The sequence below is a fragment of the Nocardia sp. NPDC003183 genome, from assembly GCF_053590715.1.
Genome location: NZ_JBSFTG010000001.1, coordinates 628,159 through 653,315 on the forward strand (window position 1 = coordinate 628,159; position 25,157 = coordinate 653,315).

Here is a 25,157-nt window from a genome sequence, read left to right on the forward strand (position 1 = left end):
ATGGAGTCTGTCGAGAGCTGTGCCGGTAATCAGGATCTTATTCCGCTTTCCTCTGCGCAATATGGCATGTGGTACGCGGACGGCGCGCATAGTGGACCGGCGACGAACATCGCGCAGTACGTCGAGATAGCGGGGCGGATCGACGTCGCCCTGTTCAATACGGCGGTGCACGAGGCGGCCGAAGAGACCGAGTCGCTCATGGTGCGGGTGGTCGAGGTGGAAGGGCGTCCCTACCAGGTCGTCGACCGCGACATCACGTTCAACGAACTCGTGCTCGACTTCGGCACGCACAGCGATCCGATGGCCGCGGCGCTGGAATGGATGCGCCGCGACTACACCCGGCAGGTCGACATCACCCGAGATCAACTCGCGGTCACACGGCTGATCAGAATCAGCGATGACCTGCACCTGTGGTACGCGCGCGCCCACCATCTCGTGATCGACGGCTACGGCGCGTTCAGCGTGCTGTGCCGGGTCGCCGAGCACTACAACGCGCTGTCGGAAGGCAGGCCGCCCGCTCGACTGGTGGCCGCGCACCTGCGCGAAATCGCCGCCGACGAACAGGCTTATCGGGAGGGCACGAGGTTCGAGGCCGATCGACAGTACTGGCTGGACAAGGTCGCCGATCTCCCCGCGCCCGCCGGTCTGTCCGGTCGGTCGGCGCGCGCGGGAACCGTGGACGAAGTTGCGGCGCGCGAACTTCCGGCGCAGCTGTGCGCGCTGCTCGATCGTCGTTCGGCCGAACTCGACGCGTCGGCCGCGCAGGTCGTCGTCGCGGCGTTCGCGGCCTTCTTCACGCGGATGACCGGTGCCGACGAGGTGGTGCTCTCGGTCCCGATGAGCGCCAGGGTCACCGTGAAACTGCGCAACGCCGCGGCGATGCTGGCCAATATGGTGCCGATCCGCTTCGCGATCGATGACGCGACCACAGTGGAGCAACTGGTCAAGGCGTCGATCAGCGAGCTGGTCTCCGCGCTGCGTCATCAGCGCTACCGCTTCGAGGATCTGCGTCGCGAATCCGCCTCGATCGACAACTCCGCCAACACTTTCGGCCCCGTTGTCAACATCTTGTTCTTCGACTCCGAGATCCGTCTCGGCGACGCCGTCGGGCGCTATCACGCGCTCACCTCGGGCGCGCTCGAGGATCTGCAGATCAACCTCTACCGGACCGGGCCGGACACGCCGCTGCTGATCGAGCTGCACGGCAACGACAACCTTTACAGTCAGCGCGATATCGACGCGCACGCCGACCGATTCATCGATTTCCTGCACCGATTCATCGAGGCCGACTCCGGCGAGCGGGTGGTGGAACTGCCGCTGGTGTCCGCCGCGCAAGAGCTCTCGATCATCGGCGAGTCGGCCGGTGCCGAGAGTGTCGCCCCGGTCGAGACGCTGGTGGATTCGCTGTCGCGACAGGCTCGTTCGGCCCCGCTCGCGGACGCGGTCACCGCCGGGGACAAGACGATCACGTATCGGGACCTCGACGAGCGTTCCACCCGGCTCGCCCGGCGTTTGATCGGCCGTGGCGCGGGTCCGGGCACGCTGGTCGCCATTGCACTGCCGCGTGGCACCCAGCTGATCGTCGCGATGCTCGCCGTGCTGAAATCCGGTGCCGCGTATCTGCCACTGGATATCACCCATCCGCGGGAGCGGCTGGAATACGTTGTCGGCCAGGCGGATCCGACAGTTGTCATCGTCGAAGAGGTCGGACTGCCGGTAGGTCGGGGCCAGACTCTGGTTCTCGGGCAAGACGACGACCTCGACGGTGCCGCGGACCCGATCACCGATGACGAGCGCACCGCACCACTGCGGCCTGACGACGCCGCCTACGTCATTTTCACCTCCGGTTCCACGGGGCGGCCGAAGGGCGTGGTGATCAGCCACCGCTCGGTCGTCACCTACTTGGCGAATGCGTGTGCCGCCCTGGACATTCGGGCCGACGACGTGTGGACATGGCTGCACTCGATGGCGTTCGACTACTCGATCTGGGAGGTTTTCGGCCCGCTGGTCACCGGCGGCCGAGTCGTGGTCGCCGATACGCCGGCCACGCGCGCGCCCGATGAACTGGTGCGCCTGGTCGCCCGTGAACGCGTCACCGTGTTCAGCCGAACTCCCTCGGCGTTCTACCAATTCGCCGCAGCTAACCGGCGCTACCTTGCGGCGGGTGCGCCCGAGGGTGAGCTGGGGCTGCGGCTGGTCGTGCTGTCGGGCGAAGGTCTGGATCCGGCGGCGTTGGCGCCCTGGTACGTGGACAACCCGGAGGGGCCGGTCGTCGTCAACAGCTACGGCATCACCGAGACCACCGTGTTCGTCACCCACACCGACATGAGCGGCGATCTGGCGGTACCCGGCGCGCCCAGCGTGATCGGCGCGGCGCTCCCCGGCCTTCGCGCCTACGTGCTGGATCGGCGGCTGCGACCGGCGCCGGTGGGCGCGTGGGGTGAAATCTATGTAGCGGGAACACAATTGGCTCGCGGCTATCTCGGGCAGGCGGCATTGAGTTCGGGTCGATTCGTCGCCGACCCGTGGGGTGCGCCGGGGGAGCGGATGTACCGCAGCGGGGACGTGGCCCGCCGCGATCACCACGGCGCTCTCGAATACCGCGGGCGTGCGGATCAGCAGGTACAGCTGCGCGGGTTCCGCATCGAACTCGATGAAGTCCGTGCCGCGCTGCTGGCCCACCCGGCGGTGGCCGCGGCCGCGGTGGTGGTGCATCGAGCAGGCACCGACACGGCGCGTCTGGTGGGGTACGTCGTACCGGCGGGCGCCGACTGCGATGTCGAGGCCGTTGTCGCGCAGGCGGGTTCGTTGCTGCCGGACTACATGATCCCCAACGTCGTGCTGGTCGTCGATGAACTGCCGCTGACGGTGAACGGCAAACTCGATCTGCGTGCATTGCCCGAACCGGCGGCCGGGAGCGCCGCGAGCTATCTCGCGCCGCGCACCGATGCCGAAGAGACCGTCGCGCACGTCTTCGCCGAGGTGCTCGAGATGGACCGGGTCGGCGCGTTCGACAATTTCTTCGAGGTGGGCGGCAACTCCCTCACTGCGGCGGCCGCCGTCGCCCGGGTCGCCGATGCCACCGAATGCGCACTGTCGGTGCGTGATCTGTTCGGCAACCCGACGGTGGCAGGCTTCGCCGCGTGCGTGGGCCGGGCACGGCGCCGGGTGCGGCCTACACTCACACCGATCGCGCGCGACGGCCTGTTGCCGCTGGCTCCCGCGCAACATCGGATGTGGTTGATCAACCGCGTCGACCCGGAGTCCGCCGCCTACAATATTCCGCTGGTTCTGCGGTTGACCGGGCGACTCGATCCCGCCGCACTGCGCACGGCGCTGGGCGATGTCCTCGATCGCCATGAGGCGCTGCGAACGCGCTACCCCGCCCGTGACGGTCACGGTATGCAGGAGGTTCTGTCGGCCGAGGCGGCTCTGGCCGACTTCGACTGTGTCCCGGAACAACTCGGGCAGGACCGGCTTGCCGGCCGGATCCGCGAGCTGACGGCCGCCGGCTTCGATGTCTGTGCCCGCCCGCCGTTGCGCGCGGACTTGCTCACGATCGGCCCCGACACGCATGTGCTGGTGCTCGTCCTGCACCACATCTGCTGTGACGGTACGTCGTTGGCGCCCCTGGCAGCCGACTTCGCCGCCGCCTACGCGGCACGGTCGCAGGCAACGGCACCCGATCAGGTGCCACCGCGGGTGCAGTACGCCGACTACGCCGACTGGCACCGTCGCCTGCTCGGCGACGAAGCGGATCCGGATTCGCTCGCCGCTGACCAGTTGCGGTACTGGACAACCCAATTGGCCGATGCGCCCGCAGTGCTCGAGTTGCCGACCGACCGGCCCCGGCCTGCTCGCCGTTCGATGCGCGGCGAGGCCGTCACCACGCAGCTCTCCGCCCGGACCTACACCGAGATCGAGCGACTCGCCCGCGCCGCGGACGTCACCCCGTTCATGGTGGTCCACGCCGCACTCGCCGTCCTGCTGGCCCGGCTGTCGGGAACCGGCGACATCGTGATCGGCGCGCCGATGGCCGGACGGGGCGAGCCGGATCTGGCTCCGCTGGTGGGAATGTTCGTCAACACCGTGGCGCTGCGTACGCCGATTCGAGGCGAGGAGTCGTTCACGGCCCTGCTCGAACGCGTCAAGGACATCGACATCGATGCCTTCGCGCACGGCGAGCTGCCCTTCGACCGGGTCGTGGAAGAGCTCGATCCGCGGCGCTCGGCGGCCTACGCGCCCGTGTGTCAGGTGTATCTGGCCTTCGACAACACCGAACTGCCTCGACTGGTCCTGCCCGATCTCACGGTGGACGTTGTCGATCCCGGCGCCGAACCCGCGAAGGTCGACCTCGTCGTCACCGTGGGCGCGAACGCCGCGGGCACCGGCGACGTCGCGGTGCGGCTCAACTACGCGAGCGACCTGTTCGACCCCGCCACCGTCGAGCAGATGGCCGCACGGCTGGGCCGGATCCTGGACGCGGTGGTGGCGAACCCTGCTGTGCCGGTGGGCGATGTGGAACTGCTGTCCGACGCCGAACGCGCTGTGCTGCATCCGGTTCGGGGCGCCGACGCGGTACCCGGCGTGGCGCTGTCGGATCTGCTGGCCCGAGGTGTCGCGATCTCGCCGGAGGGTCCGGCTGTCGTGTCCGGGGCACAGTGCCTGGACTTCGCGGAGCTGGACGCGCTGTCGAACCGGTTCGCCCGGCGTCTGCTCGACGACGGAGCCCGACCCGGTGCGGTGGTGGCGATGGTCCTGCCGCGCTCGGTCGATTTCGTGGTCGCGGTATGGGCCGTCGCCAAAACCGGTGCCGCCCTGGTGCTGATCGACTCGCGCAACCCACGGGATCGGGTCGCCTCGATGCTCGCCGACAGCGCGCCCCGGGTGGTCTTGACCAGCGCCGAAGTCGAGGGCGCTGCGCCCGAGGGGCCGTGGACGTTGCTGGTGGTCGCGGACCCGGTCTCGCGCAGCATCACCGCCGGGTACTCGTCCGCGCCGGTGACCGACGCCGACCGTGGCAGGCCCGTGCACCCCGGCGACGTGGCGTATGTGATCTACACCTCCGGAACGACCGGCGTTCCGAAGGGTGTCGAGGTCACCAACCAGGGGCTGGCGAACTTCGCCGCCGAACAACAGGACCGCTATGACGTCGAGCCCACCGTACGGGTCCTGCAGGCCGCCGGCCCGGGATTCGACGCGGTGATGCTGGAGATTCTGCTCGCCCACCCCGGTGGCGCCGCGCTGATCGTGTCCCCACCCGATGTCTACGCGGGCACCGAACTGGCGGAACTCATTCGGGCACAAGGGGTTACCCATGCCTTCCTGACGCCGACCGTGCTGGCCTCGATGTCGCCGGAGAACCTGGAGTGCCTGCGGGTGCTGGTCTCCGGTGGCGAAGCCCTCACGGCCGAGCTCGGCGCGACCTGGGCGCCGGGGCGTCGGCTGTTCAACGGCTACGGACCCACCGAGACCACGATCATGGTCGCGATCAGCGACCCGATCCCCGTCCAGGGGCCGATCACCATCGGCGGGCCCATTCGCGGGATCTCCGCGCAGGTCCTCGACTCCCGGCTGCGGCCGGTGCCGGTCGGTACGGCGGGCGAACTGTATATCGGCGGTGTGCAATTGGCGCGCGGCTACCTCGGCAGGCCCACGGTGACAGCAGCCAGTTTCGTCGCCGATCCCCGTGGTGCGGGCACCCGGATGTACCGCACCGGCGACCTCGCCCGGTGGACCCCGGAGCAGACCATCGAATATCTGGGCCGCGCCGACCACCAGGTGAAGATCCGTGGCCAACGCACCGAACTGGGGGAGATCGAAGCCGTACTCGCCCAGGATCCCGCGGTGACCCACGCCGTCGTCGTGATCCACGGCAGCTCGGGCGCCGACCGGCTCGTCGGCTACCTGGTCGGCGCGGGCGTGGACGCGGAGCGGGTGCGCGCCGCCGCGCGCGACCGGCTGCCGGCGCACATGGTGCCCGATGTGTGCATGGTGCTCGACCGATTCCCGCTGACCGCCAGCGGCAAACTCGATCGCGCCGTGTTGCCCGAGCCGGTGTTCCCGCAGACCGCCCAGGCCATCGCGCCACGCACGCCCACCGAACAACTCGTCGCCGGCGTCTACCGCGATGTGCTCGGCGCGGCGCACGTGAGTGCGCTCGACAATTTCTTCGATCTGGGCGGCAACTCACTCACCGCGACCAAGGTCGCGGCGCGCCTGTCCGATGTGTTCGGCACCGACATCGCGGTGCGGGCGCTGTTCGAGTCGCCGACCGTCGACGCGCTCGCCCGCGAGCTGGATGCGGCTGGTGGACAGGCTGATCGGGGATCAGTCCATCGTCGGCTGGTGCCACAGCAGCGTCCGGATCGGATTCCGCTCTCGCCCGCGCAGACCAGAATGTGGTTCCTGAACCAGTTCGATACCTCGGCGGCGGTCTACAACGTGCCTGTCGTCGTGCGGATCTCGGGCCCGCTCGACGTCGACGCTCTTCGGTCGGCACTGGCCGACGTGATCACCAGGCACGAGACGCTGCGCACCCGCTACCCGGACAGCGACAGCGGTCCATGGCAGCAGATCCTGCCCATGGAATCGGCACCGCAGCTCCAGTGCCGCGAGGTCGCCGCGGCCGAGATCGCCGAACAGATCGCGCGGGAGACCGCCCTCGGCTTCGATGTGAGCACCGAGGTCCCGTTCCGGATCACGTTGCTGCGCACCACCGCCGAGGAATGGGCCGTGGTGCTCACCGCGCATCACATCGCCATCGACGGATCCTCGCTCGCGCCGCTGGCCACCGACCTGGCCGTGGCCTACCGGGCGCGAACGGCGGGCGAAGCGCCTGCCTTTGCGCCCCTGCCGGTCCAGTACGCCGACTACACGCTGTGGCAGCGGCGAAACCTCGGCGTGCAGGAAGACCCGACCAGTGTGACCGCGGGCCAGATCCGGTACTGGCTCGCGGCACTGGCCGACCTACCGCAGATGCTGGACCTGCCGACCGATCGGCCGCGTCCCGCACAGCAGTCCTACCGCGGGGCGACCATGTCGGCCGCGATTCCCGCCGACCTGCACCGCGACATCATCGCTCTCGCACGGCGCCACGACTCGACGCTGTTCATGGTCACCCATGCGGCGTTCGCGATCTTGCTGGCAAGGCTGTCGGGCACCGGCGACATCGCGGTCGGCACGCCGGTCGCCGGGCGCGGAGAGCCCGCCCTCGACCCGCTGATCGGCATGTTCGTCAACACGCTGGTGCTGCGGGTACAGGTCGATCCCGCGGCCCCGTTCACGGAGGTGCTCGAGCGCGCCCGCGAATGCGATCTCGGTGCGTTCGACAATGCCGCGATTCCGTTCGAACAGCTGGTGGAGGTCCTCAATCCGCCGCGCAGCACCGCACACGAGCCACTGACCCAGGTCGGCTTCTCCTTCCAGAACATCGATATCCCGACGTTGCGCCTGGGCGGGCTCACGGTGGCGGCCGACCTCGTCGAGCCGGGTGTCGCCAAGTACGACCTGCATCTCACCCTGGTCGACACGGTCGATGCGCACGGCGCTCCCGGTGACATGCAGGTCGAATTCGGGTATGCGACCGACCTTTTCGACGAAGCCACAATCATGCCGATCTTCGAGCGGTTCGTCGCCATCTTGCGCGGTGTCGTCGCCGATCCCGATGTGCCCGTGGGTGATCTGCCGCTGCTCAGCCCGCGTGAACTCGACGAACTGGCGCTACGCGAGTCCGGCCCCGACGTGCCCTCCGACGGCGCGACGATCGCGGATCTGTTCGCGAAGCAGGTCGCGGCGACGCCCGAACGCCCTGCGGTGATCGATGGGGAGAGCGGGGACGCGCTCACCTATGCCGCGTTCGGCGCCGAGGTGAACGCGCTGGCACGAGGGCTGATCGGTCGCGGTATCGGGCCGGGAAGCGTGGTGGCCGTGGCCATGCGCCGCTCGGTCGAGTTGCTCACCACGCTCTACGCCGTCCACGCGGCAGGTGCCGCCTACCTTCCGCTGGATCCCGACCACCCCGTCGACCGGCTGCGCACGGTCCTCGCGACCGCGCGACCCGACGCGGTGCTGACCGGCGACGACATCGACCTGACGGCACCGGCACCGGTCTGGCGTCTGTCGGATCTCACCTCGCCCACGACCGGCGCCACGCCTGTCACCGACGCCGATCGGATCAGGCCGCTGCGCCCGCAGGATCTGGCGTACGTCATCTTCACCTCCGGGTCGACCGGTGTCCCCAAGGGTGTGGCACTCACCCACGAGGCGGTGGTCAACCAACTGCGGTGGCTCACCGACCATTACGGGATCGGCACCGACGACGTGCTGCTGCTGCGCACGCCCGCGACCTTCGACCTGTCGGTGTGGGAATTGTTCACCGCACCCACCGCCGGTGCCGCGCTGGTCGTCGCCGGGCGCGACGATCACACCGACCCCGGCGCCGTCGCACGGCTGATCGCTCGTCACGGCGTGACCGTGGTCGACTTCGTTCCCTCGCTCCTGTCGGCGTTCCTCGAGATCGCGACCCCGGACGATCTCGCCGCCGTCCGCCAGGTGCTGTGCATCGGTGAGGCGTTGGACTCCGCGACCGTTCGCCGGTTCCGCGACCTCAGCGCAGCACGCGTCGACAACCTGTACGGCCCAACGGAAGCGGCCGTGAGCGTCACCGCCTACGAGATCGGCGAGCTCGACGGACCTGTCGTGTCGATCGGTACGCCCGAGGCGAATGCCGTCACGCACGTGCTCGACGCACGGCTGCGGCCCGTCCCCGCCGGCGTGACGGGCGAGCTGTATCTCGGCGGAATCCAGCTCGCCCGTGGGTACCATGCCCGCGCGGACCTGACGGCGAGCGCGTTCGTGGCCGATCCGTTCGGCTCGACGCCGGGGGCACGCCTCTACCGCACCGGCGACCTGGCCCGCTGGGACACGGCAGGCCGACTGCGGTATGTCGGCCGCCGTGATTCCCAGGTGAAGATTCGCGGCCTGCGCGTCGAACTCGGCGATATCGAAGCCGCGCTCCTCGCCCACGATCACATCGATGCTGCGGTCGTGCGGGTGTCTACGGTCGCCGAGGGGCAGATCCTGGTGGCCTACGCCGTGAGCGACGAGGCGATCGACCCCGACTCGCTGCGGACCTACCTGCTGTCGCGACTGCCCGCGTACATGGTGCCCGCCCAGGTGATTCGGATCGACACGATCCCGCTCACACCCAACGGCAAGATCGACTACCGCGCCCTCCCGGCCCCCGACACCCGCGCCGCCGCAACCCGTTACCGCGCTCCCAGCGGGATCGCGGAGGAGACCATCGCCGGCGTGATCGGCGAACTGGTGCAAACTCCCTGGGTCGGCGCCGACGAGAACTTCTTCACCCTCGGTGGCAATTCGCTGCTGGCGACCCGCGTGCTCAGCCGCATCGGCGAAGTCCTCGGCGTGACGATTCCCGTGCGCGCCATCTTCGAAGCGCCGACCGTGGCGGAACTGGCGCGGTGGATCGAACAGCAGCGCGCCGTCGGCGATGTCGCGGGACCGGTGGCGAAACCGCGGCCCGAGCGTATCCCGCTCTCGCCCGCGCAGAGCCGGATGTGGCTGCTCAACCAACTGGACCCGGAGTCGGCGAGTTACGTGGTGCCACTGTCGATCCGCCTCGACGGTGAACTCGACATCGAGGCCATGACGGCCGCGCTCCGCGATGTCATCGAACGGCACGAGATCTTGCGCACCACCTATCCGGCCCACGACGGCACCCCCGCGCAGGTCGTGCTGACCGCCGAGGACGTCGTCGCGTCCTGCGATCTCGCCGTGCACCCGGTGTCCGCCGATGAACTGCTCCCACGGCTGACAGAGTTCTTCGGCACCGGCTTCGATGTCTCGGCGGGCGCCCCGCTGCGCATGGCGTTGTTCCGGCTCACCGAAACCGCGCACGCACTGGCGCTTGCGGTGCATCACATCAATTGCGACGGCTACTCGGTGGCGCCGCTGGCCGCCGACATCATCGAGGCCTACCGCGCACGCCGGGCCGGTGCCGCGCCCGAATGGGCGCCGCTACCCGTGCAATTCGCTGACTACGCGCTGTGGCAGCGCGAGCTGCTCGCGGCACCCGACTCCGCGCCGGGCCGCGACCTGCTGTACTGGCGTACCCAACTCGCGGGGATCCCGGATGTGCTCGCGCTGCCCACCGACCGCCCGCGCCCGCTCGAGCGGTCCCACCGCGGCGCGACCGTCCACACCGCGGTGCCTTCCCAGGTGGCCGAAGCCGTGGCGGCCTTGGCGCGACGCAACGGCGTGACCCCGTTCATGGTGGTGCACACCGCCCTTGCCGTTCTGCTCGCGCAGTTGTCGAGCAGCGACGACATCGCCATCGGCATCCCGTACGCGGGCCGCGGCGACCGAGCCCTCGATCGCCTCGTCGGCATGTTCGTCAACACGCTGGTCCTGCGCACCCGTGTCCGCCCCGACCAGCGGTTCGCCGACCTGATCGACATGACCAGGCGCACCGACATCGAGGCGTTCGATCATGCCGCCGTCCCGTTCGAACGGCTGGTGGAAGTGCTGAATCCGGCGCGCTCGACGGCACATTCGCCGCTGTTCCAGGTGATGCTCGCCTACCAGAACATGGCGCCCGCCCAGCTCGAGGTACCGGGGCTCGAGGTCGGCGGCATCGATGTCGGCGCCGACGCGGCGATCTGCGATCTGCTGCTCATGATCACCGAGGACCGGGGTCCGCACAACGAGATCGCGGGCATGAATCTGCGCCTGACCTACGCCACCGACCTGTTCGACGACGCCACCGCGCGCCGGTTCACCGAACAGTTCGGGCGCGTCCTGGACGCGGTCACCACCGACGAGCGGGTCATCGCCGGGGAGATCGACCTCGCCGACGACACGACCCGCGATCGGCTGCTGCGCCCCCACGACGCACCACTGGTGAGCGCGGGCCGCACGCTGGTCGACGCCTTCGACGAGCAGGTCGCACGCACCCCGGACGCTGTCGCCGTCCGAGTCCCCGGCGGCCGCGCCCTCACCTACCGCGAGTTCGACGACACCGTCAACCGCCTCGCCCGCCACCTCATCGATCTCGGCGCGAGCCCTGAAACGACCGTGGCCGTGGCGATTCACCGCTCGATCGACCTGATCACCGCCGTCTACGCCGTCGTGAAGTCCGGTGCCGCCGTCGTTCCGCTCGATCCGGACCGCTCCACCGCCCGGCTGGCAGACGTCCTGTCGGTCGTCCGGCCACTGCTGCTCGTCACCACGTCCGGTGACGAGAGCTCCCTGCCCGACGGCATCGAGCGTGTCCGTCTCGACGAGCTGGACCTGAGCGCGCGCCCCGGCGGCCCGGTCGGCGACGACGAACGTCGCGCACCGCTGCGCGCCGGCAACACGGCGTACGTGCTGTTCACCTCCGGCACGACCGGCGCACCGAAGGGCGTCGCGCTCACCCATGCCGCCATTGCCCACCAGTTGGCCTGGGCGCAACGCGAATTCCCGCACGACGCGTCGGATGTGGTGCTGCACAAGACCCCGATCACGTTCGACATCGCGGTGTGGGAGTTGTTCTGGCCGTTGCAGATCGGTGCGCAGATCGTCGTCGCCGAACCCGGCGGCCACCACGATCCCGCCTACCTGGCCGAGATCATCGCAGAGGAGCAGGTCAGCACCGTGCACTTCGTCCCGTCGATGCTCGAGGTGCTGCTCGAGCACACCGGCACGACGCGGCTGCCGTCGGTCCGCTATGTGTTCGCGGCAGGTGAGGCACTGGCCCAGCGCACCGCCGTACGCGCCAGGCAATGCTTCGACCGGGCCGAGGTCGTCAACTGGTACGGCCCCGCCGAGGCGGAAGTTGTGACGGCCTACCGCTGCCCGGCGGATTCTCCGGCACGGCAAGCGGTCCCGATCGGTTGCCCGGTCACCGGAATGTCTGCGTACGTGCTGAACGCACGGCTTCGGCCCGTGCCGGTCGGCGTTGTCGGCGACCTGTACGTCTCGGGCGTCCAGCTCGCTCGCGGCTACCACCGCAGGCCGGATCTCACCTGCGGTCGGTTCGTCGCCGATCCGTTCGGCGAGCCAGGGGACCGCCTCTACCGCACCGGCGATCTCGTTCGCTGGTCACGGTCCGGGGATCTGGAGTATGTGGGCCGCAGTGACTTCCAGGCGATATTCCACGGCCAACGGGTCGAGCCCGCGCAGATCGAGGCCGCGCTGCGCTCGATCGAGGAGATCTCCGGAGCAGTCGCGATCGTTTCCGCTGACCGGATCACGGCGTATGTGTCGCCGATACGGGGTGCGACCCTCTCCGAGCCGAAGGTCCGCAAACGTCTCACCCGACTGCTTCCGTCCTACCTGGTGCCGGCAAGAATTCAGGTGCTCGACACCATGCCGCTCAGCTCCGACGGCAAGGTGAACAGGTCGGCCCTGTCGCACATGATCTTCGACGATGCGGACGGGTCCATCGCCTCCGACGCGGACAACGCCGCGACGCGCGCGACGATGCTGGCAGAGTTCGTCGCCCGCACAGACCGTGAGGCGGTGCTGGCGAAGATCGTCGCCGAGATCGTCGGTGCCGACCAGGTCAGTGTCGTTGCCGACCTGTTCGAGCTCGGGGTGAACTCGCTGTCGGCAGCTCAGGTAGCGGCCCGCGCTGAGGCCGCGCTGCACGTGCGCGTCGGTGTACGCGATGTCTTCGACGCGCCGACCGTCGCTGAGCTCGCCGAACGAATCGCGATGCGCGACGAACACGCGTCGGTGCCGCTGGTCCGTCGCCGGCACCGGACCGAAATTCCCTTGGCAGCCGCCCAGCGGCGTATCTGGATCCTCAATCAGCTCCATCCCGAGTCCGGTGCGTACAACATCGGTTTCGCGGCCAGGCTGAGCGGACCGCTCGATGTGGCGGCGCTGCGCGCCGCGATGGTGGATGTGGTCACCCGACACGAGACCCTTCGCACGACCTATCCCGCAGTGGGCGGACAACCGCATCAGTTCGTCCACGACAGCATGGTCGGCGCCGCCGATATCGAACTGGCCGATATCGACGATCCGACGGTGCTGGCAGAACGGCTGCGCGATGCGGTCGAGTCGGGTTTCGACGTTGCCACGAACACGCCGGTCCGCGTACGTCTGTACCGCACGGGCGCCGACGACCACGTGTTGGTCCTGGTGGTGCACCACATCGCCGCTGACGGTGCGTCGATGGGGCCGCTTGCCCGAGATGTGTTCGCCGCCTACCGGTCTCGTCGTACCGGCTCGGCACCGCTGTGGCCGCCGTTGCCTGTCGACTACGCCGACTACGCGGTCTGGCAGCGCGAGTTCCTCGGCGCCGAGGACGACCCCACTTCGCTGGCAGGGCGTCAGATTGCCTACTGGCAGCGGATTCTCGCCGACGCACCTGAACTGTTCGCCCTGCCGACCGACAGCCCACGGCCCGCGGTCCTGTCGATGGATGGTGGCAGCGTCGCCTTCACGATCGAGCCGGGTCTGCGCGATGCCGTCGTCGCACTCGCGCACGGCGAAGGTGCCACGGTGTTCATGGTTCTGCACGCCGCCCTGACGATTCTGCTCTCGCGCACCGCACACAGCGACGACATCTCGATCGGCACCCCCGTCGGCGGTCGTGGCCGCCCCGAACTCGACGATGTGGTAGGCATGTTCGTCAACACGGTGGTCCTGCGCACCCGCGTCGCCGAGCATCTGTCGTTCCGTGAATTCTTGGCCGACCTGCGTGGCGCGGATCTGGAAGCGCTGGCTCACGCGGACGTACCGTTCGAGCGCCTGGTCGAGATACTGGACCGGGCGGGGTCGACCGCGTATTCACCGCTCTATCAGGTGATGCTGGGCTTCCGGCATGCCGACCCCACTCGGTTCGAACTCGACGATATCGGCATCGAGGTGCTCGATCCCGGTGTTGCACAGGCCAAGACCGACCTCATGGTGATGCTGAACGAACGTGCCGACGGCGCGGGTATCGACGGTGAGATCGTCTACGCCACCGACCTGTTCACCGGGGCCACGGCGGCGCGGTTCGCCGACCGCCTGCTGCGGATTCTCGAAACGATCACCACGCGGCCGGACACCGTGGTCGGGGCCATCGACTTGCTGTGCCCCGAGGAGACCGCACACCTGCTCCCTGTCGGGCGCGAGACCGCCGTGGTGCCGAAAACGCTGCCCGCGCTGCTCGCCGACGCTGCCGCGGACCCGACGGCGACCGCGCTGATCGGTACCGACGAAACCCTGACCTATGGCGAACTCGACCGGCGATCCGATCGGCTCGCGGTGCTGCTGGCGCGAGCGGGTGCGGCACCGGGAACCTATGTCGCCCTGGCCGTTCCGCGGTCAGCGGCCTATCACGTGGTGCTGTGGGCGATCGCGAAAACCGGTGCCGCGTTCATGCCGATGGATCTGCGTTACCCCGCGGACCGGCTGGCGCACATGGCCCAGGACTCCGGCGTCACGCTCGGCGTGACTCTGCACGAGGCGCGCTCGTCACTGCCGGACACGGTCGACTGGCTGTGCCTCGACGACGACCGAGTGATCGCCGACTTGGCTACCGCGCCAACGGATCACACCTTCCAGGCAGCACGCCTCGACGATGTCGCCTACCTGGTGTATACCTCCGGCTCGACGGGCAAGCCGAAGGGCGTGGTCGTCACACACGCGGGGTTGTCGGCGTTCGCGCACGAGAAGCACCAGCACTATCAGGTGGATCGAGAATCGCGGGTCCTGCAGGTCGCCGCGCCCGCGTTCGACGCGGTGATGATGGAATCGCTGATGGCCTACGCGGCGGGTGCCGCCCTGGTCGTCTCGCCCGCCGAGGTGTTCGCCGGTGCGGAACTGACCGAACTGATTCGCACGCACCGGGTTTCGCACGCGTTCCTCACACCCAGCGTCCTGGCGACCTTGCGGCCGGAGGGTCTCGACGCGCTGCAGATGCTCACCATCGGCGGCGAAGCGCTGTCCGTCGAACTCGTCGCCGCCTGGGCGCCGGGCCGCCGCTTCCACAATGTGTACGGGCCGACCGAGACAACGATCGCGGTGTGCGTCAGCACCCAGTTGCAGCCCGGCGATCCGATCACCATCGGCGCCCCGATCCGCGGGGTGCGCGCCGTCGTGCTCGACAGCCGGTTGCGGCCGGTACCGGTCGGCGTCGTCGGTGAGCTGTACCTGGCGGGCAATGCGCTGGCGCGCGGCTACCTGAATCGGCCGGGGGCGAGCGCGGGCGCGTTCGTGGCCGATCCGTTCGGTGCACCGGGCACCCGGATGTACCGCACCGGTGACCTGGTGCGCTGGAGCGCCGAGCACACCATCGAATACGTGGGCCGCGCCGACTTCCAGGTCAAGATCCGTGGTCAGCGGGTGGAACTCGGCGAGATCGACGCGGCGCTGGTCGCCTGCCCGAACGTCGCCTCGGCGGTCACGGTGAGCAGGCGTGGCCAGGCCGGGCAACCGACGTTGGTCGGCTACCTGGTGGCCACCGAGGGGCGAACGATCGACACGGCCGCGATCCGCGACCAGATCTCGGGCGCACTGCCCGGCCACATGGTGCCCGCTGTGCTCATGGTGCTCGACGAGATGCCGGTCTCCTCGACGGGCAAGGTGAATCGAAGCGCGCTGCCCGAACCCGGTGCCGAGGTGCCGGATTCGGCGGAGGCCGCCGCGGCGAGCGAGTTGGAGGCGACCATCGCGGGGATCTTCACCGAGGTGCTCGGTGTGGTCTCGGTGGGTGCGGACGAGTCGTTCTTCGCGCGCGGCGGTGACTCGATCATGTCGATCCAACTGGCGTCGCGATTGAAGACCGCAGGCGTGGTTGTGACGGCACGGGACATCTTCGAGCACCGGACCGTTCGTGGGCTGGCCGCCGTGGCCGGGGGCGCCGGACGGGTGGGTCTCGAGGAGCTGCCCGGCGGTGGCATCGGCGAGGTGACGCGGACACCGATCGTGTCCTGGTACCTCGACCGTCCCGCCGACGACCGGTTCGCGCAGTCGCTGCTGGTCGAGCTGCCCGGCGACGCGCGCCCGGCCGACGTGATCGCCACCGTCCGGGCCGTTCTGGATCGGCACGACATGCTGCGTGCACGCCTGAGTGCGGCGCACCTCGAAGCGTTGACGCCCGGCGAGATCGATGCCGAGCAGTTGGTGTCGGTGTGTACGTTCGGTGCCGATAATGCCCCTGGCACTGCGGGTTTCGCGTCATTGGTGGAGGGTGCCCTCGAAGACGCTTCGGCCGCGCTGAACCCGGTGGATGCCGTCATGATGCAGATCGTCTGCCTGCTGCCCGAGCCCGGCGTGGCGTCGCGCGGGCGCGCGCTGATCGTGATCCACCACCTGGTGGTCGACGGTGTCTCCTGGCGCATCCTGCTCCCCGACTTCGTCTCCGCGTGGCAGCAGGTGGGTGCGGGGCGAGCGGTCGAACTGCCCGAGGTCGGCACATCTATGCGCCGGTGGGCCGAGGTCGTCTCCGCTGCCGCCGGTGGCCGTGCCGACGAGCTGGCGCTGTGGCAGCGGATGGGGTCGCGACCTGAACCGCTGCTCGGGCGCGCGCCTCTCGACCCGGCGCTCGACGTGCACGCCACGGTCGAGCGGCTGACGCTGGCGCTGCCTGTCGAGCTGACCACCGCTCTGACGGACGCGGTGCCCCGCGCCGCGCATGCCACCACCGACGATGCTCTGCTGGCGGGCCTCGTTCTCGCACTGGGACGTTGGCGTGCCCGGCGCGGTGTCGACCACTCCGGCGCGCGCATCCTGCTCGAGAGCCATGGGCGCGAAGAACAACTCGCCCCGGGCGCCGACCTGTCGCGCACCGTCGGCTGGTTCACCAGCGCCTACCCGGTGGACCTCGACATCGACGGCACCGATCCACGTGCCGCGGTGAAGGCGGTCAAGGAACAGCTGCGAGCCGTGCCCGACAAGGGAATCGGCTACGGCATGCTGCGATACCTGAACCCGGCGACCGCCGATCGGTTGGCCTCGCTGCCCGCGCCACAGATCAGTTTCAACAACCTCGGCCGGGCGGGCGTCGACATCTCGGCGCTGTCCGGGCTCGCCTGGATTCCCGCCGACGAGGAATTCGACCACCAGGGCTCGTTCGATCCGGACATGCCCGCGTCCGCCGCGCTGACCCTCGACATCAGCATCGTCGATACCCCCGTCGGGCCGACCCTCGCCGCGCAGATCGGTTATGCCGCGAGGATTCTCGATCGTGATGACGTCGACGAACTCCTCGACGAGTGGACGGCGGCCCTCGGGCAAATCGCGGAAGCGGCGGCACGCGAACAAGATTGGGGACTGTCCCCGTCCGACACCCCGTTGGTCGCCCTGACCCAACAGGACCTCGACGTGTTCACCGAACGCTACGGACCGATCGAGGCCGTCTGGTCGATGGCGCCGTTGCAGGCGGGGCTGCTGTTCCACGCCGAGCTCGCCGCGGGCGACCTCGATGTGTACACGGCGCAGTCGGAGATGACGCTCACCGGGCCGGTCGACGAGGCGCGGCTGCGGCGAGCCGCGGCGGACCTGCTGCATCGGCATCCGAACCTGCGGGCGGCGTTCACCCGAACAGCTGATGGTGTTGTCGCGCAGGCTATTCCGGCGGAGACTGCCGTGCACTGGCGCCGCATCGAGGCCCCCGAGACAGCACTGCCGCAGATCCTGACAGCCGAACGCGAAACGGCTTTCGACCCGGCCGATCCGCCGCTGGTGCGATTCGCCCTCGTCGCCGTCGCACCCACCGAATTCCGGCTGATCCTGACCGCGCACCACCTGCTGCTCGACGGCTGGTCACTGCCGCTGCTGCTGCGCGACCTGGTCGGGCTGTACGCGGCAGGCGCGGACGCCGCCCTGCTGCCGCCCGCGCCGTCCTACGGCGACTACCTGGCCTGGCTGGACCGGCGCGACACCACCGCCGGTGTCGAGATCTGGCGCGACACGATGGCGGGCTTCACCGAACCCACCTTGATCGCCGACACGGTCGGCGCGGCCACTGTCGAGGTGCCGACCGATCTGAGCATCGATCTCGACGACGACATCACCGCCGCTCTCGCCGAGCTCGCCCGCACCTCGGGCGCCACGATGTCGACGATTGTGCAATTCGCGTGGGCGACGGTGCTGGCCAACCAGCTGGGCCGCGAGCGGATCGTGTTCGGCGAGACCGTCTCCGGCAGACCGGCCGAGGTGCCGGGCGTCGAGTCGATGATCGGGCTGTTCATCAACACGCTGCCCGTTCCGGTTCTCGTGCGCGGTGACCGGACCATCGTGGCGGCGCTGGAACAGTTGCAGGCGAACAAGACCCGGCTGCTCGACCACCACCACGTCGAACTGTCCGGCATCATGGCCGCGCTCGGCGGCGGACAGCTGTTCGACACCCTGGTGGCATTCGAGTCCTACCCGGTCGACAGCAGCGGACTCGGTGACGCGGACATCGACGGAGTGCGGGTTGCGGGGGTGGCCGGCACCGATGCCGCGCACTACCCGATCACCGTGCAGGCCCACCAGACCGACACCGTGCACATCCGCCTTCGGTATCAGGCGGCTCGCGTCGACCGTGTGACCGCCGCCGGGCTCGCCGACCGTGTCGAGCGGGTCCTGCGTGCGGTCGCTACCGACCCGAACGGACGCGTCGGCGATATCGACCTGCTGTCGGCCACCGAGCATGCGGCACTCGTCCCGGCCAGAGGCGCGGAACGGGTGGCTCCTGAACCATTGACCGATTTGTTGCGCCACGGCGTGACCCGACACCCCGACGGTGTGGCGGTTGCGTCCGGGACCGAGACGGTGAGCTTCACCGAGCTGGATGGCCGAGCACATCGGCTGGCGCAGTGGCTGGTCGAGCACGGTGTCGACACGGGGGACACCGTCGGGGTGGTCATGCCGCGGTCGATCCCGTTGATCACCACGATCTGGGCGCTCGCCGAGATCGGTGCCGCGTGTGCGCTACTCGACCCACGCAACCCGCGAGAGCGGCTCGCGGTCATGCTGTCCGACTGTGCTGCCCACGTCGTGCTGACCGTCGCGGAGGTGAGTGAGGGAGTGCCGGAGGGGGAGTGGGCACGCCTGGTCGTCGACGATCCGGCAGCCGAGCGCGAGATCGCGAGCCGACCTTCGCGCGCGGTGGAACGGATCGTCCGCGACACCGACCTGGCCTATGTCATCTACACCTCCGGAACCACCGGCACCCCCAAGGGCGTCGCGGTGACCCAGGCGGGAATGGCGAACTTCGCCGCCGAGCAACGGGACCGGTACCAGGTCAGCCCCGATTCACGGGTGCTGCAGTGTGCCGCACCAGGATTCGACGCCGTCATGCTCGAAGTCCTGATGGCGCACCCGCACGGTGCGACGCTGGTCATCGCGCCGCCCGACACCTACGCGGGCACAGAGCTGGCCGGGCTCATCCGCGACAACGCGGTCACCCACGCCTTCCTCACCCCGACCGTGCTGGCGACCATGTCACCCGACGGGCTGGACAGCCTCAGAGTTCTGGTCGCCGGCGGCGAGGCCGTGCCCGCCGAACTCGCCGCGCTCTGGGCGCCACGACGCCAGTTGTTCAACGGCTACGGACCCACCGAGACCACGATCATGGTCGCCATCAGCGATCCCCTCGCGCCGCCCGAACCGATCACCCTGGGTGGTCCGATTCGCGGAACATCCGCGGTGGTGCTGGACTCGCACCTGCGGCCCGTGCCGATCGGGGTGACCGGCGAACTGTATGTCAGCGGCATCCAGCTCGCCCGCGGATACCTCGGCCGTCCCGGCGCGACCGCCGCCACCTTCCTCGCCAACCCCTACGATCCGGGCACGCGGATGTACCGCACCGGCGACCGGGTCCGATGGACCGCCGACCACACACTCGACTACGTCGGCCGTACCGACCATCAGGTCAAGATCCGTGGCCAGCGGATCGAACTCGGCGAGATCGAGGCCGTCCTCGCCGAACATCGATCGGTCACCCATGCGGTAGCGGTGCTGCGCACCGACGACAACGGCGCGGACCGGCTCGTCGGCTACCTCATCGGCGACACGATCGACCCCGAGCACGTGCGGGCATCGGCACGCCGCCGGCTACCGGCCCACATGGTTCCCGACATCTGCGTTGTGCTGGAACAGCTTCCGCTGACCACCACCGGAAAACTCGACCGCGGCGCACTGCCGATGCCGAGCTTCGTCGCTGCCGGATATCTGGCGCCGAGCAATCCGACCGAGTGCCTCGTCGCCGACATCTGCGCCGAAGTGCTGGACCTGCCCCGAGTCGGCATGCGCGACGACTTCTTCGACCTCGGTGGCAATTCGCTGACCGCGACGAGGCTGACCGCTCGCCTGAGCTCCGCGCTGGGCGTCCGGGTGGCGGTGCGCGACCTGTTCGAGTACCCGCGGATGGCCGACCTCGCCGCCCGGCTCACCGGCCGCGACCACGTCGAACGCCCGACGCTGACCCGGCGACCCGGCACCGGCCTGATCCCGCTCTCGCCCGCTCAGCAACGGATGTGGTTCCTCAACCAGCTCGACGCCTCTGTCGGCGCCTACAACGTGCCGCTGGTGATCCGGCTGACCGGCGAGCTGGAAATCCCCGCGTTGCGTACAGCCTGCGCGATGGTGATCGGCCGCCACGAATCGTTGCGCACGAAATTCCCGGTAATCGACGGTATACCGTGGCAGATGATCGTCGACGCCGACGAGGTCGTGCCCGACCTGATCCCGATCGCGATCGAGGAATCGGTGCTGCCGAAGGCCGCAGCGGCGGTGCTGTCGAAGAGTTTCCAGTTCTCCGAGGCACCGCCGGTGCGGGCCGAACTGTTCGATCTCGGCTCGGATGATCACGTGCTGGTGATCGCCGTGCACCACATCTGTGCGGACGGGCTCTCGATGATTCCGTTGGCCCGCGACGTCGCGGCCGCCTATCACGCGGTGATCACCGCGAGCGTGCCCGCGTGGCCGCAGCTCAGGGTCCAGTATCCGGATTATGCGCTGTGGCAACACGATCTGCTCGGCGACGAGCACGATCCGGAGTCGCTGCTGTCCCGTCAGCTGGACTACTGGCGCGCTACCCTCACCGGGCTGCCCGAACTCCTCGAACTGCCGACCGACATGCCGCGTCCGCCGGTCGCGTCGATGCGCGGCCGGACCATCGACTTCGACATCGAGGCATCGCTGCAGGAGCGGATCGCCGCGGTGGCGCGGGTCGCGGGCGCGACGCCGTTCATGGTGGCGCACGCCGCGCTGGCCGTGCTGCTGGCACGGCTGGCGAATACCCACGACATCGCGGTCGGTACCCCGGTCTCCGGGCGCGGGGAACGTGAACTCGACGACCTGATCGGCATGTTCGTCAACACTGTCGTCCTGCGGACGGAGGTCTCTGCCGATCAGCCGTTCGACGCGCTTCTGGCCGACGTCCGAGCAGCCGACCTGGCTGCCCTCGCACACGCGGAGGTCTCCTTCGAGCAGGTCGTCGAGGCGCTCAATCCGCCGCGTTCGACCGCGCATCTGCCGCTGTACCAGGTGACGATCGACTACCAGAATCTCGATGAGGTGGTGCTCGAACTACCGGGGATCTCGGTGGAACCGGTCGAGGACTATGTCGATCAGGCGCAGTCGGATCTCAATGTGAAGCTGGTCGAGCGGTTCGCCGCCGACGGTCACCCGCTGGGTACGCTCGGCCGATTGACCTACGCGACAGACCTTTTCGTCGAAGAGTCGATGGAGCGGTTCGCGCAGTGGTATCTGCGCATCCTGGAGGCGGTGACCGCGAATCCGCAGGCGATCATCGGCGACATCGAGTTCATGCAACCGAGCCAGCGCTACGAGGTTCTCGATGCGGCAGGCGTGGCCGGCGCACACGTTCCCGAGGAAACGATCGGTGGATTGTTCGCACGGCGCGTGGCGGTGGCCCCGGATTCGGTCGCGGTGACCGATGGGACGACGGTCCTGACCTACGCGGAACTGGATCGGCGCGCGAAGTCTGTTGCCGCCCAGTTGATCGCCTCCGGTGCGGGCCCCGAAACACTGGTCGCCGTCGCGATGCCGCGCTCGGCCGAGTTGGCGGTCGGGCTGCTGGCCGTGGTCATGTCGGGTGCGGGCTATCTGCCCGTGGATGTGACGTACCCGGCCGAGCGGCTCCGGTTCGTGCTCGACGACGCACGACCGGTAGCGCTGCTGACCACATCGGCGATGGCATCGCAGACACCCGAATTCGCCGGGCCGACAGTCCTTGTGGATGACGAGAACGTCGTCGACAGTGCGCAGAACGTCGCCGCGCTGCCCGACAACATCGCCTACATGATCTACACCTCGGGCTCCACCGGTCGGCCGAAGGGTGTCGCGGTCACCCACCGCGATGTGGTCACCCTGCTCACCCACACCGCGGAGAAGTTCGACGTCGGGCCCGACGATGTCTGGACACTGTTCCATTCCTACGCTTTCGATTTCGCGGTCTGGGAGATGTGGGGCGCCCTGCTCTCGGGCGGTCGCCTGGTGGTCGTCGACTACGACACCACGCGCACGCCCGATGCTTTCGTCGAGCTCGTGGCGCGCGAGCAGGTCACCGTGCTCAGCCAGACCCCGTCGGCGTTCTACGGATTCGTCGACGCGGAGCGCCGCTACCACGGCGCGGGTGGCGCCGACCTCGCCTTGCGCTACATCGTGTTCGGCGGCGAAGCGCTCGACCCGTCCCGGCTGACCGGCTGGTTCCTCGCCCACCCGGCGGGTACGCCGACCCTGGTCAACATGTACGGCATCACCGAGACGACCGTGCATGTCAGCTACGCCGAGGTCGATCAGGCGGGCGGCGGGATCGGGCGCGCCCTGCCCGGCCTGAGGGTGTACGTGCTCGACGAGCGCTTGCGGCCGGTGCCGGTCGGCGTCACCGGTGACCTCTATGTCGGCGGCGGACAGCTCTCGCGCGGCTACCACGGGGCGGGCGCGCTCACTTCGGGCCGGTTCGTGGCCGATCCGTTCGGCACGCCGGGTAGCCGCCTGTACCGGACCGGTGATGTCGGGCGGTGGCATCGCGGCGGGCACGGACTGGAACTGGACTACCGCGGGCGCGCCGACGCGCAGATCCAATTGCGTGGTTTCCGTATCGAATTGGGTGAGGTGGAATCGGCGCTGCTCCGTCATCCCGGTGTCGCCCAGGCGGCAGCCGCGGTGCATCGCCACGCCAGGGACGTCGACCAGTTGATCGGTTACGTCGTCCCCGCCGACGGGCAGGAACTGGACCCGGCGCGGGTTCGAGACACCGCCGCCGACCTACTCACCGGGTACATGGTGCCCTCGGCCGTCGTGGTGCTCTCGACGCTGCCGGTGACAGTGAACGGCAAGCTCGATCGAAATGCCCTGCCCGCACCCGACTTCGGCCGTAACGAGGACGAATACGACGCGCCGCGCTCACCGTCGGAGATCGCGATCGCCGAGGTCTTCGCACGGACCCTGAACGTGGCCAGGGTCGGTGCCGGTGCCGGCTTCTTCGATCTGGGCGGCAACTCGCTGCTCGCGACCATGGCGGTGGCCGAACTGCAGGGCCGCGGCGTGCAACTCGAACTGCCGTGGATGTTCGACGACGCGACACCGAGGGCACTGGCGCGCAGGGTCGATGCGGCCGAGGGCGGTTCGGGCATGCAGGTGCTGCTGCCCTTGCGGCCCGCGGGCGATGCGACCCCACTGTTCGCGATCCACCCGGCGGGCGGGCTGGCCTGGTTCTACGGCGGACTCGTCGGGCATCTGCGCGGCGATCGGCCGGTGTTCGGCCTGCAGGACCCGCACGTTGTCGCCGCCGAGCCCCCGGCCACATCGATCGATGAGCTCGCGCACCGCTATGTCGACGAGATCCGCCGGACCCAGCCGAACGGTCCGTACCACCTGCTCGGCTGGTCGCTGGGCGGCCAGATCGCCCACGTGGTGGCGACACAGTTGCAGGAACAGGGCGAACAGGTCGCGCTGCTGGCCATGATGGACAGCGCGGTCGGTGCGCCACCGATCACTCCCGACACCGATGTCGCGCCGGGGGAGCTGATGGCCGATCTGCTCGGTGGCTGGCGGGAACTGTTCGACCTCGGCGACACCGTCACCGCGAGCACCACCGAGCAGGCCTGGCAGGTGATCCGCGATCAGATCACCGGTACCGGCCTGTTCGGCGCCGACCAGGTCGACCGGGTGATGGAGAGTTTCTCCACCGCGGGCGAACTCGTCGGCGACTATCACCCGCGGATCTTCGACGGCGACCTGATCTTCTTCACCGCGGGCAAAGACCGCGACGACACCGAGGCCGTCGCGCAGACGTGGCAACCGCACGTCACCGGCCGTATCCACAACACTGTGCTCGACGCTCGCCATCTCGAGCTGACCCACCCGTCCGCGCTGGCCGTGATCGGCCCGATCCTCGAAGGATTCATGATCTGATGACGACACAGCAGCAACTGCGCCTCGACGACGGCCGTACCGTCACCTGCACCAGCCCCGCCGAAGCGCGCATGCTCTGGAACGAAATGATCGCCGACGGGTACTACCGCCAGGCTGCCGCGACCCTGCGCCCCGGTGACCTCGCGGTCGACATCGGCGCCAATATCGGACTCAGCGCGATGATGTTCGCCGAAACGCTCCCCGGTGTCCGCGTGATCGCCGCCGAACCCGCTCCCGCTATCTTCGACTGCCTGCACCGCAATATGGCAGCCCATGTGCCAGGCGGTGTCGCCCTCGAGGTCGCGGTGGGCGCCGCACCCGGTGTGCTGCCGTTCACCTGGTACCCCCGCGCCACCGCGAACTCGAGTCTGTATGCCGACCGTGAAGCCGATGACGATGCGACGAAGACCTTCCTGCGCAACAGTGGCCTGCCCGACGACGCGATCAGCCTCATCACCCGCGGCCTGCACGACGGGGAGCAGATCGATGTCGAGGTCACCACGGTGTCGGCGATCCTTGCGCAGGAAGATCCGGTTGCCGAGATCGGCGTGCTGAAGATCGACGTCGAGCGCGCCGAATTCGATGTCCTGCTCGGCATCACCGAATCCGACTGGCCGCGCATCCGCGCCGTCGTCGCCGAGGTGCACGACCGCGACGGCCGCCTCGCCGAATTCTGCGAGGTCCTCAACCTCCACGGACTCACTTCGCGTATCAGGCAGGACCCGTCGCTGGCAGGCACCGAACTGCACGAGGTGTATGCCGTGCGAGCCTGATGGCACGGGTCG

2 protein-coding genes are annotated in these 25,157 nt (G+C 68.9%); both read left to right on the plus strand.

What is annotated here, in order from left to right; genetic code table 11:
• Nucleotides 1-24,372: a non-ribosomal peptide synthase/polyketide synthase gene (locus ACWDXS_RS02935; protein ID WP_449961335.1), complete on the plus strand. Its 24,372-nt coding sequence runs from the start codon at nucleotides 1-3 to the stop codon at nucleotides 24,370-24,372.
• Nucleotides 24,372-25,145: an FkbM family methyltransferase gene (locus ACWDXS_RS02940; protein ID WP_378991914.1), complete on the plus strand. Its 774-nt coding sequence runs from the start codon at nucleotides 24,372-24,374 to the stop codon at nucleotides 25,143-25,145. The genes ACWDXS_RS02935 and ACWDXS_RS02940 overlap by 1 nt, the downstream gene beginning before the upstream one ends.
• Nucleotides 25,146-25,157 lie beyond the last annotated feature (12 nt).